The 15,313-nt window shown below is 51.9% G+C and carries 14 protein-coding genes and 1 pseudogene; 14 read left to right on the top strand and 1 reads right to left on the bottom strand.

Features of this window, described 5'->3' with window-relative positions; genetic code table 11:
* The 3 genes and pseudogenes from NTH01S_RS11870 to NTH01S_RS06275 form a co-directional block, all read left to right on the top strand.
* Positions 1-966, top strand: a pseudogene (locus NTH01S_RS11870) (capsular biosynthesis protein); the annotation flags it as partial.
* Entirely contained in the window at positions 963-1,700 is a 738-nt protein-coding gene (locus NTH01S_RS06280) for a glycosyltransferase family 2 protein (protein ID WP_068171131.1), read from the top strand. The pseudogene NTH01S_RS11870 and the gene NTH01S_RS06280, both read left to right, overlap by 4 nt.
* Positions 1,701-1,963: 263 nt before the next feature.
* Positions 1,964-2,542, top strand: a complete 579-nt coding sequence (locus tag NTH01S_RS06275; protein WP_068171169.1) for an NUDIX domain-containing protein — start codon at positions 1,964-1,966, stop codon at positions 2,540-2,542.
* A 24-nt stretch (positions 2,543-2,566) separates the two neighbouring features.
* Here the strand turns inward: NTH01S_RS06275 and NTH01S_RS06270 are convergent, their stop codons facing one another.
* A complete protein-coding gene (locus tag NTH01S_RS06270) occupies positions 2,567-2,860 on the bottom strand; it encodes a putative quinol monooxygenase (protein WP_068171167.1) in 294 nt (97 codons plus the stop codon).
* Positions 2,861-3,011: 151 nt separating this feature from the next.
* Here NTH01S_RS06270 and NTH01S_RS06265 point away from each other — a divergent pair, with 151 nt between their 5' ends.
* The 11 genes from NTH01S_RS06265 (at position 3,012) to NTH01S_RS11755 (ending at position 15,301) form a co-directional block, all read left to right on the top strand.
* The gene (locus NTH01S_RS06265; RefSeq protein ID WP_245642230.1) at positions 3,012-3,746 is read left to right on the top strand and encodes a TVP38/TMEM64 family protein; all 735 of its coding nucleotides are present in this window, start codon (positions 3,012-3,014) and stop codon (positions 3,744-3,746) included.
* Positions 3,747-3,784: 38 nt separating this feature from the next.
* Complete coding sequence (locus NTH01S_RS06260; RefSeq protein WP_068171127.1) at positions 3,785-5,038, top strand: multidrug effflux MFS transporter; 1,254 nt, start codon at positions 3,785-3,787, stop codon at positions 5,036-5,038.
* Positions 5,035-5,415: a response regulator gene (locus NTH01S_RS06255; RefSeq protein WP_245642229.1), complete on the top strand. Its 381-nt coding sequence runs from the start codon at positions 5,035-5,037 to the stop codon at positions 5,413-5,415. Before NTH01S_RS06260 ends, NTH01S_RS06255 begins: the two co-directional genes overlap by 4 nt.
* A gap of 147 nt (positions 5,416-5,562) precedes the next feature.
* On the top strand, positions 5,563-6,102 hold the full coding sequence (locus NTH01S_RS06250; RefSeq protein ID WP_068171124.1) for an adenine phosphoribosyltransferase: 540 nt from the start codon (positions 5,563-5,565) through the stop codon (positions 6,100-6,102).
* 38 nt (positions 6,103-6,140) lie between these two features.
* Positions 6,141-6,944, top strand: coding sequence for an NADPH-dependent oxidoreductase (locus NTH01S_RS06245; protein ID WP_370664307.1), 804 nt, complete (start codon positions 6,141-6,143; stop codon positions 6,942-6,944).
* 130 nt (positions 6,945-7,074) lie between these two features.
* A complete protein-coding gene (hrpB, locus tag NTH01S_RS06240) occupies positions 7,075-9,543 on the top strand; it encodes an ATP-dependent helicase HrpB (RefSeq protein ID WP_169802049.1) in 2,469 nt (822 codons plus the stop codon).
* A 237-nt stretch (positions 9,544-9,780) separates the two neighbouring features.
* Positions 9,781-11,592 (top strand): Hint domain-containing protein, encoded by a 1,812-nt coding sequence (locus tag NTH01S_RS06235; RefSeq protein WP_068171119.1) that lies wholly within the window; start codon positions 9,781-9,783, stop codon positions 11,590-11,592.
* 149 nt (positions 11,593-11,741) lie between these two features.
* On the top strand, positions 11,742-12,995 hold the full coding sequence (locus tag NTH01S_RS06230) for a S1C family serine protease (protein WP_068171154.1): 1,254 nt from the start codon (positions 11,742-11,744) through the stop codon (positions 12,993-12,995).
* A 59-nt stretch (positions 12,996-13,054) separates the two neighbouring features.
* Positions 13,055-13,735 carry a winged helix-turn-helix domain-containing protein gene (locus NTH01S_RS06225; RefSeq protein ID WP_068171115.1) on the top strand — a complete coding sequence of 227 codons (681 nt, stop codon included), beginning with the start codon at positions 13,055-13,057 and terminating at the stop codon, positions 13,733-13,735.
* 19 nt (positions 13,736-13,754) lie between these two features.
* Entirely contained in the window at positions 13,755-15,167 is a 1,413-nt protein-coding gene (locus tag NTH01S_RS06220; RefSeq protein ID WP_245642227.1) for a sensor histidine kinase, read from the top strand.
* Positions 15,164-15,301: a hypothetical protein gene (locus NTH01S_RS11755; RefSeq protein ID WP_157070888.1), complete on the top strand. Its 138-nt coding sequence runs from the start codon at positions 15,164-15,166 to the stop codon at positions 15,299-15,301. Before NTH01S_RS06220 ends, NTH01S_RS11755 begins: the two co-directional genes overlap by 4 nt.
* The last annotated feature ends 12 nt before the right edge of the window (positions 15,302-15,313 follow it).

Here is a 15,313-nt window from a genome sequence, read left to right as displayed (position 1 = left end):
CCTTTTGGTTCACGCCGTCTTGTAACCACAGCGCGTGCTTTTAATTCCCTTCAAATTACAGCGAATAGTGTACGCAAAATTTCGGCTGATACCTTCAAGATGGATGCCGAAGCCAAGTGGTTGGACAGTGTGCCGCCTGCCGTTAGGCCCTTTACCGCACGGTTGCTTGATCATGGCCGGGATGGTGAGCGTGCTTTTTACACCACAGAGTATCAGTACGCGCCTAATCTTTCTGAATTGTATGTATTTTCTGAAATTGGCCGTACATCTTGGCGAAAAATTCTAGCGTCTTGTGTTGAGTTTCTTGAGCTTTGCGCTCAGTCTCCGGGACCACACCCGCGTGACACGTATACTCAGCAATTGGTTGGTAAGAAGACGTTTGATCGCATTGAACGTTTTGCACGTGAAACGGGTTTTGATGTTTCGCGGCCACTCTCTTATGCTGGAAGGGCCATGCCGTCCTTGTTGGGACTGGCGGAACAGGTAGCGCCGCTCATAACATTTGATTCATCGGCGCAAACGACGTTCATGCACGGGGATTTCTGTTTCAGTAATATCCTTTATAACTCGCGCAGTAGTCGGATTTCGGTTATTGACCCGCGTGGTTATGTATTCGATGGCGCACATGAACCTTATGGTGACTTGCGTTATGACATCGCTAAGTTCGCTCATTCAGTGGATGGACTTTATGATATGATCCTCGCAGGGCGTTATGACATGCAGTGGGATCGAAATTACGCCTATGATCTGACCTTTGAGCGTTCATCCCAGCGTACTTGGATGCAAGGGTATTTCAGCGAAATGACAATCGGTGGTTTCGCAGTCGCTGCTGATGACATACGCGCAATGACGATCAGCTTATTCCTCTCAATGTTGCCTTTGCATGCCGATCGACCAGATCGTCAACAAGCCTTTATCGCTAACGCCTTACGTCTGTTCACAGCTTTAGACGGAGCCTCAGCATGATCGTCATTCCTATGGCTGGGTTGTCCAGCCGTTTTACACGTGCGGGCTATGATCGCCCTAAATATATGCTTCCGCTCGGGGGGCAAACCGTTTTCGATCACGCAATATCTGGCTTTTCGGCCTTGTTTGACACAGTGCCGTTCTTATTTATTGCGCGCTCGGTTCACGATACGGAAGCTTTTATTCGGGCCTCAACAGCGCGCCTTAAGATCGCGGATGTTCGCGTTGTTATTCTCGATTGTGAAACATCCGGCCAAGCTGAGACGGTGGAGCTTGGCCTGCGTGCGGCCAAGGTTGACGCAGCAACGCCACTTACGATCTTTAATATCGATACGTTCCGTCGAGATTTCGTTTTCCCTGCGGCACCGTGGTTTACGCAATCCGATGGTTACCTTGAAGTTTTTCGCGGTGAAGGGGCGAACTGGTCCTATGTTAAGCCGGCGGATGATGCCCATGAGCCTGTTGCATTAGAAACGGCTGAGAAAAAGCCGATTTCTGACTTGTGTTGTGATGGTCTCTACCATTTCGCGCGTACAGATGATTTTTTACGTGCTTTAGAGCAGGAGCGTGCTTCTCCTTCAGCGCCGGAGCTGTATGTTGCTCCTCTTTATAATCACCTGATTCAGGAGGGAAAGCGCGTTCATTATGACCTCGTCTCTGCTGATGTTATCACCTTCTGCGGTGTTCCTGCTGAGTATGAAGCTCTGTTAGGCGCTGAGGCCTCGCAGGGTTGATATTGTGCGGCGCAGGCGTTTGGCGCCTGCGCCGTATAGCGTATACGATTCATGCATTTTTATAAAAATACAGATAGATAATTATTGAGTTAACCGATATTGTTTCACTAAATTATTGAAAATATTTTGTGAACATCAATGCTAGTATTTTATATATGAAGTATTTTTATAAATTTAATTATTTGTATTTTTTTATATAAAATAAAAAAATGATGTATTATCCCATCTATTATGGATATAATTTTTTTAAGGATAATGGTGTTATGGCCGTTGATAAAATGATTGAAGAGGGACGGCGTTTAGCGGGTTTTCAAACGGTGTCGAGCCGTGTTGCCTATAGCAACCCGTGGACGGCAGTGCGGGAGGACGTGATTATCCATCCGAATGGTAAGCAGGGCTTATATGGAGTGGTGGATCGTTCAGAATTTGTAGTGATTTTGCCTCTACATACGGATGGGAGCGTAACGCTAATTCAGCAATTCCGTTATCCGGTGGGTGAGCGGATGTGGGAGCTCCCTATGGGGTGCTGGGAAACGAAAGACAATGTTGATCCCGGTGAATTAGCGCTTGGAGAGCTGCGTGAAGAAACCGGCTTGCGCGCAGGGGAGATGATACATGCTGGTACGATGTATCAGGGGGCCGGCTATTCGAATCAGAAGGGACAAGTCTATCTCGCACGGAATTTGACACGTGGGGCCACGGATTTGGAAGAGACGGAACAAGATATTACGACGCATGATATGCCCCTGGCGGAGTTCGAAGCCATGATTGCACGGGGCGATATCAAGTGCATGGTAAGTGTTGCTGCTTATGCCATGATTAAAGCACGCGGTTTATTATAAGCCGCGTGCTTGTGTTGGGGCAGGTTAAGCGATGTGATTAAGAAAGACGACCGTTGATCCACCCCCTTCGACAAGGTTTTCAATGGCTTTGTTGAATGTCTTGCCGTGTTCTGTCGCCATGTGCGCGGCGAAGGCTGCATCATCTTTATATGTTTCTTCGACATGGAAGAGATCTGGGTTTTCGGCCAGTGTATAGACAACAAAGCGTTCACAGCCGGGTTCCCCACGGACATGTGTGGCGAGGTCCGTGAGCAGGCCCTGTAATGTGTCTTTCTGTCCGGGGCGTGCGGTCATGGTGGCGTAGAGTGATTTGGTCATGAGGGAAACCTTTCGGGTCATGTTCTCGTGTTTTTACAGCGCTGAATGTTTGTAGAGATCAAGTGCTTTCAAGATGTGGTCGCAATGACGTGATGGGCGTGTTGAGGCCGGGTAAAGGGTTGGTCATCTTTCGGGTGGCTGGTATGGGGCAATGATGACTGTTTTACCTCACTCTCCTGAGACGCCAGTGTCACCGCCATCTGATACAATGTCCGCCAATAGGGCATTGTCGTGGCAGTTTGTGCTGCGTTTGGTGTTGAGTATTGCGGCTGTTTTGGTGTTTGTAGCGTTGCTGCAAAAGCTGCCGTTTGTACATCGTTTATTGGTGAGTGCGCCGCATTGGCGGGAGACGCCTTATGCGGTTGTGTGGTTTTTAGTGCTGGCTGTGCCTTATAGCGCGTTGGGCTTGCCGCGGCAGGCGTTATGTGCGGCGTCTGGGTTGGCTTTTGGTGTGTGGTCTGGTGTTGGCCTTTCATCCATAGCGTATGTATGTGGGGCGCTTCTGGCGTATGGGTGGGCACGTTTCTTGGCGCCAGTGAAGGCGCGTCATGGTCTGCGGGCGCGCTTGGATCATCGTTATAAGACGGTGGTGCGTGTTTTGCACCGTCAGCCTTTTGGTGCGGTGTTGATGTTGCGTTTGATGCCAGTAGGGTCTGCTGTATTGGTTTCTTTGGCGTCTGGCTTATTTGAAGTGCCAGCGCTGCCGTTTGCAGTGGCGACGGGGTTGGGCGGCCTGCCGCAGACGGTTGTATTCGCTTTAATTGGTAGTGGGACACAGTTCGGGCACTGGGTGCAATTATTCTTGGCGGGTGCGTTATTTGTGTTGTCTGGGGTCTTGGGCGTCATTTTGTTGCGTTATGGTGCCCGGGACAATGATGTGCTCTGAGGTCGATTTTATATATTTGGGTTGTATAGGAGAGTGCTATGGCTGGCCGTGTCAAAACGCTTGAACGAGGCGATGCTATTCCGGCTTGGCTTCCGTTATTATTGGGCGCTTTGACGGCGGTTGGCCCAGTTTCTACAGATGTATATTTGCCTGCTATGCCCCAGATGGAGCAGGAACTTCACGGTGCGCCGGGGGCGGGTAGCTTAACGATGGCCGCGTGGGTGTTGGGGCTGGCTATCGGTCAGATCAGTATGGGGCCGTTATCGGATCGGTTCGGGCGTAAGCTGCCGGTATTGGTGGGAATGGCGGGCTACACGATTGGTGAGATTGGTTGCGCGCTTTCTTCCGACATGACGGTGATGTGCGTGTGGCGTGTATTTGCTGCGATCATGGCTTCGGCTGGGCTGGTTGTGCCGAATGCGTGTATTCGTGATTTAACCGTTGGGGATGCTTCCTCTCGGTTGATGTCCCGCTTGACGGTGATTCAGGGGGCGGTGCCTATTCTTGCGCCAATGCTGGGTGGTCTTGCGCTGCATTATGTGGATTGGCGCATGATCTTCTGGGCAACGGTTGTTTTTGGTGCTTTGTGCACAGTGTTGGTGGCAGTATTTTTTCCCGAAACATTGTCTCCGTCATTACGGGGTGATTTGCGTCCCACGGTGTTGCTCCGCCGGTACAGGGCGATTTTTCGTTCCCCGAGTTTTACCAGCCATACGTTGATTTGGGGCTGTTTGGGTGTTGTGACATTCACCTATTTGAGCGCTGCGCCGGAATTATTTGAAGGGCGCTTTGGAATGAACCCTGCGCATTATGGCATGTTGTTTGGGGTCTTTGCAGTGGGGGCTATTGGGGCTTCTGCTGTGAATGGTGCGTTGGTTGGGCGCGTGCGTGGTGCGCGTTTGATGATAGGTGCGGTGATCTGTGCTTTAGTGGGGGCCAGTGCGGCCCTAGTGATTAGCCTTGCGGCAACACATGGGGCTGTGGCGGGGGCTTATCCTGCTATGTGGCTGGCGCCGATGATTGTGGCGTTGTTTTTCTGTTTGGCTCCGGGGGGAATTGTGGCGCCAAACGCGATGGCGACAGCACTTTCGGCGCAGGAAGGGCAGGCGGGGTCTGCTGCGGCTTTGGTGGGTACGACACAATATGTGTGTGGTGCTTCTGCCTCTGCGCTGTTTGGTTTGTTCGCACACAACGTTGGTGTCTCTCTCGCGCTTGTTTTGTTAGGGGCGTATGTTGTGGCGGCTGGGTTGGCGGTGTGGGGTTACAAGGGTCAGAAGGATAACATGCGATGAGTGAGGCGCTGTCTGTTTGTTTGGTCGAGGATGATTCGTCCATTGCATTGGTGGTCACGACAGTCCTGAAGCGTGAAGGCTGGGTGGTGTGGCAGGTTTCTTCTGCTGAGGAGGCGCGGGCTGGTTTTGCGGCGCGTGCGGCGGCTGGTGAGGTGGTGCTCGTGATGATTACGGACCGTAATCTGGATGGTGGAGAGACGGGGGAAGACCTTGCGCGTGCGTTGCGTGATGAGCATTCGGCCCTCGCGGTTGTTGTGATTTCGGGTGATTATGATGTGGCGGCAGTGCTGGAGGATGGCATTGTGCAATTGCCGAAGCCCTTTCGGAAGGTGGCACTTTTAGAGGCTATTGCATCTGCACGGGCAGCGATTTCATAAGGGAATGTGAGTTCTTACTTGAGTTAAGCAGGCGGGTCCCCTAGAGCAGTAAGCCGATTTTCCAAAACGAGGCCCGTGGGCGGTCGCTTAAGGTATCGCTCTGGCGGTGTCTGGGTGGTCTGCGGCCGATGATAGAAAGGTCCGTCCATGTCATTCCAAGAGCCTGCGCCGCTTGATCTCAAGAAATATATCCGTGAAATCCCTGATTTCCCGAAGCCGGGTATCCTGTTTTATGACATCTCAACGCTGATCCGCTCGGCAGAAGCGTGGCAAGTGGCAACCGGCCGTTTGGCGCGTCTGATCGGGACGTGGAAGCCGGATTTGCTGGCAGGTATTGAAAGCCGTGGTTTCTTGACAGCAGCACCCATTGCACAGCGTTTGGGTACGGGTTTCACCATGCTGCGTAAGCCGGGCAAGCTGCCGGGTGAGACGATTTCTTTGAAATATGGTCTCGAATATGGTGAGGACGAACTCCATATTCAGAAGGACGCGATTGTACCGGGTCAACGCGTTGTTGTGCTCGATGATTTGTTGGCAACGGGTGGTACGCTGGCGGCATCTGTTGAATTGCTGCGCAAAGCGGGCGCTGAAGTTGTTGGTGCGAGTGTGATGATTGAACTGACCGCGCTGAAAGGCCGTGATAAGCTGGATGTGCCGGTAAATTCGCTCATTTCTTACGACGATTGATACAGTAATACTCTGGAGTGCGTAGGATGGTGGCTGACATGAAAACACTTTGGCAGACACGCTATCGGCAAGAACCTGTGGTGACCTTGCCGGATAATCCAGTTCTACGCACGTTGATGGCGCATCATTCGGTGCGGAATTATCTGCCGACGCCTTTGCCTGAAGGGGCGTTGGAAGTGGGTATTGCGGCAGCATCGTCTGCCGCGACATCAAGCAATTTACAGACATGGTCTGTGGTTGTGGTGGAAGATGCGCAGACACGCGCATGTTTGGCTGAGTTATCGGGCGGGCAGAAGCATATTGCGGTAGCGCCCGTTTTTCTGGCGTGGGTGGTCGATTTATCGCGTTTGGAGCGGATTGCGCAGCGCCGTGGCCTTTCGGCTGAAGCGTTGGATTTTGAAGAAACCTTCTTGATGGCAACGTTGGACACGGGCATTGCCGCGCAAAATGCGGTGGTTGCGTTTGAGTCCATGGGCTTGGGGACGGTGTATATTGGCGGTCTTCGGAACCATCCTGAAGAGGTGGCTGCGTTATTAGGCTTGCCGCCGCGCTGTGTGGCTGTGGTTGGGCTCTGTGTGGGGCAGCCTGATCAGGCGCATCAGAACGGTTTTAAACCCCGTTTGGGGCAGGATGCGGTGGTGCATCGTGAGCGTTATAATGCGGAAGATCTAGGCGCGGTTACTGGCTACGATGAGCGCGCAGATGCGTATCAACAAGAGCAAGGTTTATCGTCCCGGCGTTGGTCCGTCACGGTTTCTGAGCGTATGGAGACGTTACGCGGTTTGGGTGGGCGTCATGTGATTCGCTCTGTGTTGAATCGTTTGGGTTTTCCTTTGAAATAAAGCGGCACCGGCATAGTGATGGTGGGCTATGTGAGCCTGTGTATGTAGCGCTTTACGTTTGCGCTTAATGCATGGGCTTTTTATGTTTCTGCGAAAATTATTTATTCTGTGCAGTATTGGGTCATAGGCGTTGGTATTCCCCGATCTTCCTATTGTTGACGTTCTCTCTCCGTTTAAGGCTGTTTTGGCACGGGGGCAGAATGTTGTTTTGGTCGCGCCGCCCGGTGCTGGTAAAACGACAGTAGCGCCTTTGGCCTTGCGTGATGCTGATTGGTTGGGGGAACAGAAGATCCTGCTGGTTGAGCCGCGACGTGTGGCCGTGCGTAACGCGGCCTATCGTATGGCGTCTTCCCTAGGAGAAAAGGCCGGAGAGACGGTTGGTTTTCGGACGCGGACGGATTCAGCCATTTCAGCAGTGACACGCATTGAGGTGGTGACGGAAGGGCTTTTACTTCGTCGTTTATTGGCTGACCCTTTATTGGAAGGGGTTGGCGCTGTTCTTTTTGACGAAGTGCATGAGCGGTCTTTGGACTTGGATGCGGCTCTTGCTTGTTGTTTGGATATACAAAGAACTTTACGGCCGGAATTACGGCTGGTGGCGATGTCCGCCACGCCGGATGGGCGTGCATTTACGGATTTGTTGCAGGCCGAGTTGATTGAGAGTGAAGGGCGGCATTATCCGATTGATGTGCGCTATACGCGCGATGTGCTGCATCCGCGTGATTTGCCTGCGGCGTGTGCGCAGGCTGTCCGGCAGGTTTGGGTAGAAGAGGAGGGAGATATTTTGGTCTTCCTGCCGGGTGTGGGAGAGATCCGTCGGACGCAGGGGCTTTTAGAGGGGCTTCCGGTTTTCCCATTGCATGGAGAACAGGACACGGCTGAGCAGGATTTGGCTTTGGCTCCGTCGGAGATGCGGCGTGTTGTGTTGGCGACCTCGATTGCGGAAACGTCGGTAACGGTTGCGGGCGTACGGATTGTTATTGATGGTGGGGTGCGGCGTGCGCCACGATTAGATCCAAATACGGGCCTGTCTCGTTTGGAGACGCTGCGGATTTCACGCGCTACGGCGACGCAACGTGCAGGGCGTGCGGGAAGGCAAGCGCCGGGTGTGGCAGTGCGGTTATGGTCTGAAGCGACGCAGCGTGGTTTACGGCCGCAAGATATGCCCGAGATTCTGGTGGCAGATTTGACGGATTTTGCCTTGGTCGCGGCGGCGTGGCGTGAGGCGATGGGCACGCCCGTTGAGGCTTTGCCTTTGCTGGATGCTCCGCCTGCGGGCGTGTTCGCCGCAGGCGGAGCGTTATTGTGTGATCTTGGAGCTGTGGATGATGCCGGAAAGATCACGGCTTTGGGGCAGCGTATGGTGTCTTTGGGGACGCATCCGCGTTTGGCCGCGATGTTGTGTGCAGCGCGAACACGTACGGAACGTGTGACGGCGGCATATTTGGCGGCGCTGCTTGAGGAGCGTGACCCGTTACGGGCCCGGCCAAATGCCACGCCAGCGCCGGGAGAGCGGCATGTGGGTGTGGATATTCGGGCACGCTTGGCGCTTTTAGACCCAGCTATGGGCGAGAAGGCGGGCGGTTTTGGTGTACGTATGATTAGGCTGTCCGCGCGACGTTTTCTGCGCCGTATGGGGGAGCGGGATGAACGTTTATCGCCTGATGGCGCTTGTGCAGGGGCCTTGATTGCTGCGGGCTTTCCGGATCGTGTGGCGCAGGCGGCTGGAGCCTTAGGGCGTTTTCGTTTGGCGGGTGGTGGTAGCGCCCGTTTGTCCGTGTCAGATGACTTGGCGCGTGAAAAATTGTTGGCTGCGGCCTCTTTTCATACACGCACGGCCACAGAAATTACTTTGGCGGCTCCATTGAATGGACAGGATTTGCCAAAATCTTTGTTAGACCGTGCTGTGGAGCAGGTTGAGACGAGCGTTGATGGAGCGTCTGGTCGGATTATTGCACGGCGGCGTTTGCGTCTTGGTGCGCTCGTTTTGCGTGACCGTAATACAGAGATTACGCCGGATGAAGCGCAGGCTATGCTTTTGCAACAGGTGGCGGCTGATCCGATGCGGTGTCTACAGTGGAATGATGCTGTACGGCAATTTCAGGCGCGTGTTTCTTGGGCGCGTGCGCATGGAGCTGAGCATGTGCAGGACGTGTCTGATGCGGCTTTATGCGCGGATTTGGGGTGGTTGGAGCCTTATTTGGCGGGAATGGATCGGCTGACGCAGGTAAAAGAAATTGATATTTTGTCTGTTGTGCGTGCGTTGCTTCCCTATGATGTTATGCAGTGGTTGGATCGTGTTTTGCCCGCACGGTTGGCGTTAAAGAAAACGACGCATGAGATTGATTACACAGCGCCTGTTCCAACGGTGTCTGCACGTGCCCAAGCTTTTTACGGAACCAATGCGCTGCCGTTATTAATGGACGGGCGTGTGAAGTTGCAGTGCGCCTTGTTGTCGCCAGCAGGGCGGCCACAGGCCATTACGAGTGATTTGTCGGGTTTCTGGGCAGGGGCTTGGGCGGATATGCGTCGGGATATGCGTGGTCGGTACCCTAAGCATGAATGGCCAGCGAATCCAGCGCATGTGTCGTTAAAATGATCGAAGTGTCAAAATAAACTTACTGCCCGTTATTTTTAAATTAATCATATAACCATGGAAACTGTTTATTAAAAATTTCCATTAACTATTTCGTTATTTTTATAAAAAATTTGACACGTATTTAAATGTGTTGTGTTTGTAATATGTTGATGGATTGTTGCTGTGTATTGGTTGTGTGGTTGGTTATTATTTTATTTTTTATATAATTAATACACGCTATTTATATAGGATTTAAATATGTATTCTGGATCTTTTTTTACAAACTCCGGATCTTCTTATAATGTTATCGAAAATGATGACTGGTTTGGTGATGACTTCACTGTTCAGGTCGTTAATTCTTTTGGTCATGTTTTATATAACGGCGTACCAGATGGCATTGTTTTCGATGATCAGAGCATAGATGATATTGGTGGCCCGGGGACAGTTTATGTCAGTCTGCCTAACTCGACAGGGTCTATAAACTTACTGTCCGGTGGAGAAACATTTTATATTGGTGGTAATACAATTATTAATTTAGGTATTTTGGCTGATTTGGATACCAATATCTATGTGGTGGGTGGGAATGTAAAATATAATGATGTCGCAGATATTGGAAATCATTTACATGTTACCTTAAGTGACGGTGGCTCATTTCAGGTTGATACAGAGGTATTCTCGGTTGATAGCAAATCAAGTATTCGATTTGGTGAAGGTGGTGGAACTCTTGTAATTAATAGTAAGCAGAGTGTTATAGATTTAAGTCACACATCTATTCTGAATTATGATCCTGGTAATTCTACAATTGAATTACAAAATACAATCCAGCCAGTGACGTCTTACAGCATTAAAAACCTTAAGCATGATACCGTTCGCGTCACGCTATACAGTGGCAATAATGTTTTAGGTGTTTATGAGGCGCAGTTAGCAAAAGGGGTTTCTCTTCAGTCGGGAAGCTATGATACGTTGAACGGTGTAAATAACCCGCTCAACATTTTTTATGACGATGGCAATACATATCTCCGTAAATGCTTTCTCGCAGGTGCTTCAATTGAGACCGGGAGTGGGTTCAAGCTCGTCGAAGATATTGTGATTGGTGATGTGGTGATGGCGTATGACCCTGAAGGGCGGCATGCCGTAGGGCGGGCTGTTCAGTGGGTAGGGCAGCGGCAGGCGAGTGTTGAGGTTGGTTTATTCGATGATGAAGCAGGCTATCCTGTACGTATAGCGAAGAACGCCATTGCTCCCGGTGTGCCACGTGACGATTTGTTGGTGACATCTGAGCATTGCATGTTGCTGGATGGCGTTTTCGTGCCAGTGCGTATGTTGGTCAATGGGCGCACTATTTCCTACGATCGCTCTATTATGTCGTATCAGTACTATCATATTGAGACGGAAAACCACACGATTATCCGTGCGAATGGTGCTCTTACGGAAAGCTATTTGAACACGGGAAATCGTCATAGCTTTGAGCAATGTGGCCATGTGGTGAGTATTGGTGGTAGCCCAGCGAAAACATGGGAGCATGATGCAGCGGCACCTTTGGCGTGCGCTATGGAGCGGGTGGAACCACTCTTCCGTATGTTGGAAGTACGAGCAGATGAGCTGGGTTTTGCACCGGTTGAATCGCTGTCGTTGACGCATGATGCTGGTTTAATGCTGCGTACAGATACGGGCACGACATTGGACGTATTGCGCCGTGTGGAGGGTAGTGTGTTTTTCCGCCTGCCAGCGGGGACGGCATTTGTTGAATTGCTGTCACGCGTGTCACGCCCGTGTGATTATGTTGGCCCTTTCTGTGATGACCGCCGTCGTTTAGGCGTTGGGGTTGCGGCTATTACGCTGCACGGTTTGGATGGTAAGCAAGATCTTACGGGGTATCGTACGGATGTTGAAGTATTAGGCTGGCATGCTTGTGAGCACTCGGAAGTGCGTTGGACGTCTGGTGCGGGGCGGATTGATCTGCCGGCTACGATGCAAGAGGGTATCTGGGCTTTGGAGGTGCAGATCGTGGCTTCTGGACCTTATATTGTGGCGGATATGTACCGAGCTCAGAAGGCTGTGGGCTTGTAAGGGATATATTTTGCCTTCTAAGGGCACTCTTTTCGAGGTGCCCTTAGAGAAAAGCGTTGTTTTTATAGAGTAATGAAGAAACGGGTTTTGTGAATCTTGAAAACTGTGTGGTACGGTTGCCGGATGAACAATACGTTGCTTGAATGTCTGTGAACCGCGCTTTTCTTTCCGCCGTTATTGGGGGAGCTAGTGCTGCCGTTGTCACTTTGGCGGGGGTACTTGCACTGGATCATGCACGACTTGGGATTCATCCCTCCTCTTCAGCGTCTGTCTCGCTCAAAGAGGTGTCGCCTTCTGTGCCGGTGGCGGGTTCAGTCTCTCCCCTCCTTGTGGGAGAGCAGCCAGTGGCGGGGGAAAGCACGGATGCGCAAGGGATACCTATTCAGCCAGCAGCACCAGAGGTTTCATCGGCTCTGCCGCCCTTGTTGGTAAAGTATGCGCCCCTGACGTTTGCACCCTTGGTGCGCCAAGTTATTCCGGCTGTTGTGAACATCGCGACGACCCAATTAGCGCAGGATGGGCATGACCATACGCCGCCGCAAATTCGTGGGACCCCCCTTGAAAAGCGGTATCATGATAAAATGAAGCGTGCCTCTGAGGAAATGGTGGGAGCAGGCTCAGGGTTTATTGTTGATCCAACGGGTATTATCGTCACGAACCGCCACGTTGTGGGTGATAATGGGCGCGTGGTGGTATCATTATCAAATGGGTTGGAACTTCCTGCCCATTTATTGGGTGCTGATCCACTGACCGATATCGCGGTCATTAAGGTCGAGAGTCCTGAGCCTTTGCCTTATGTCACATGGGGAGATTCACGCCAGACGGATATTGGAGACTGGATTTTGGTGGCGGGTAACCCTTTTGGGTTTGGTTCATCTGTAACGGCGGGTATCGTATCTGCTGCGGGGCGGGATCTGGGTATTGGATCTTTGGATGATTTCATCCAGTTAGATGCGCCGATTAATCCGGGAAATTCTGGTGGTCCAGCGTTTAATATGCGTGGGCAGGTTGTGGCCATTAATGCCGCGATTGTGACGCCCGCTGGTGGTTCTGTTGGAATTGGTTTTGGGATTCCGTCAGAAATCGTTGCGCCAGTTGTTGCGGAAATTGAGCGGACTGGTCATGCGGAGCATGGGTGGTTGGGTATTACGTTGAATGATGGCGATACGAATGTGAGCATTGCTAGCGTTGATGCCGGGGGGCCTGCACAAAAGAGCGGTCTTCAGGGCGGAGATATTGTTCGGCAGGTGGATGGTGCTGCCGTGACGAGTGCACGCATGTTGTTGCGGAGCATCGCTGCGGCCCGTCCCGGTACGGATCTGACGTTTGTTGTGCGGCGTGGGCATGGTGATTTGAATCTTGTTGTGCATATTGGTGCCCGACCGACTGAGGCAGATGATTGATCTGCTGTCGTGAAGCGTTAAGGTGATATTTTCCAGCGTTTGGGAAGTGAGAGAGAGCTATGCGTATCCTTTTGGTCGAGGACGATGTTACGGTCCGCGCCTTTGTGCTGAAAGGGCTGCGTGAAGCCGGGCATGTCGTTGATGAGGCAGATAATGGCAAGGATGGTTTGTTCCTTGCTGTCAGTGAAAGCTACGATGTACTGATTTTGGACCGTATGTTGCCCGGTGGCATAGATGGTGTACGTATTTTGGAGACATTGCGGGTACAGAATAACGCGACGCCCGTTCTGCTTCTTTCCGCTTTGGCTGATGTGGATGATCGGGTGGCTGGGCTGAAAGCGGGTGGCGATGATTATGTGACCAAGCCTTTTGCGTTTTCTGAGTTGATGGCGCGTGTTGAAGCCTTGGGGCGGCGCGGTCGTTCGGAGGTAGTGCCGCAAACACGTTTAACGGTAGCAGATCTGGAAATGGATTTGTTGGCGCGTACTGTAAAGCGCGGTGGAGAGAAGATAGACCTGCAACCCCGGGAATTTCGTTTATTAGAGTTTTTGGTTCGACATGCGGGGCAGGTTGTGACGCGGACTATGCTGTTGGAGCGTGTGTGGGATTATCACTTTGACCCGCAGACCAATGTGATTGACGTGCATGTTTCGCGTTTGCGGCAGAAAGTAGATAAGCCGTTTGACCATGCGTTGATTCATACCATCCGTAATGCGGGTTATATTTTACGTGCTGATTGACGGTTAAAGCGAGATGCGCGTGCCTCAGTTTTTAGTGAAGTCTTTTAAGCCCCGTTGGCCCGTGCGGTCTGCGGGGTTAAATTTTGCGCTGGCTTATGGCTCAGTGTTTGTGCTGTCCGCCGGTCTTTTTTTGTCGTTTATCTGGTGGAATACGACGGGGCAGATTGAGCGCCGGGTGGAAGTTGCTGTGCAGGTTGATGCGCATGATCTGGCGCAACGTGCGCAGCGTGGGGGGATGGCTGGCCTTGTACGGGCGATCCAAGATCGGTTGGATCATAATGTTGAAGATGACGCGTTGTATTTGTTAGTTGGCCCGACGGGGCGGCGTTATGCGGGCAATTTACCGGGGTGGCCGACGGCCGTTTCGGGGACGGATCATTTTTATGAGTTAGCGATACAGCGTGATAGTTTCCGAACCCGTGCGAAGATGCATGCTTATATTTTGCCTGGTGGATGTGGGTTGATTGTTGGCCGCGATATTCATGGGCGGGAGCTGGTCCGGCATGTTTTGATGGATACGTTGATTTGGGCGTGGATCATGGTGTCGCTCTTGGCGGCGGGTGGGGCCTTGGTAATGCGCGGGATTTTTCGGCAGGTTGTCGGCTCCATAGCGCGGACGACGGCAGCCGTTGCACGGGGAGATTTGAGTCGCCGCATGCCTCTGACGGGGAATGAAACGGATTCAATTAGTCAAACTGTGAATGAAATGTTGGAGCGTATTGATCGTTTGATGGATGGCGTGCGCCAAGTTTCGAACGCGATTGCCCATGATTTACGGACGCCAATTACGCGTGCGCGTGCGCGTTTGGAAGAGGCGAGTGTGACGGCAACGTCAGAACAGGCGCTGCGGTCTGCGGTGGATCGGGCTGTGGTTGATTTGGACCATGTGACGTCTATTTTTGAGGCGTTATTGCGTATTGCGCAATTGGAGGCTGGAACACGCCGCGCGGCCTTTACCGATTTGGAGGTGCCGCCCTTGCTGGAAGGGCTTGCGGAATTATACGAAGCCAGTGCTGAAGAAGCGTCTTTGCGTTTAAAATTACGTGTTGATGCTGTGCGTCCGGTGCATGGAGACCGGCATTTATTACAGCAAGCACTCGCTAATTTATTGGATAATGCCATTAAATTTGCACCATCAGGAACGGATGTGGTGATGCATGCCGGGATGGTCGGGAATGATGTGTTTATTGCAGTGATGGATGCCGGGCCGGGGATGAGTCCGGATGATATGGCCCGTGCATCAGAGCGGTTTTTTCGTGCGGAGGCGGCCCGTCATACACCGGGGTCAGGCTTGGGGTTATCACTCGTTCAGGCTGTTGTTGCTTTGCATAATGGGCGTATGGTTTTGCAAGATCGGAAACCGGGCTTAGGTGTGACGTTATATATTCCATCTCTAGGGGGTGAGTTGGTGCGGGAGGGGTCTATCGTATGACGGAAGTTTCATGCCGCGCTCATCTTGTGATGATGTTGGGGGATATAATGTCATGGTTCATCGCTCAGTATTGTAAGCGCCGTTTGGTCTTCGTGTTATGGGGCGCGCAGATGGCTGAAATGGATAAGCCATGAAGCATGTTCTTA

Source organism: Neokomagataea thailandica NBRC 106555, from assembly GCF_001598495.1.
Taxonomy (GTDB): Bacteria; Pseudomonadota; Alphaproteobacteria; order Acetobacterales; family Acetobacteraceae; genus Gluconobacter; species Gluconobacter thailandicus_A.
The sequence above is the reverse complement of the archived record's forward strand: the minus strand, read 5'-3'. Positions and strand labels throughout refer to the sequence as shown.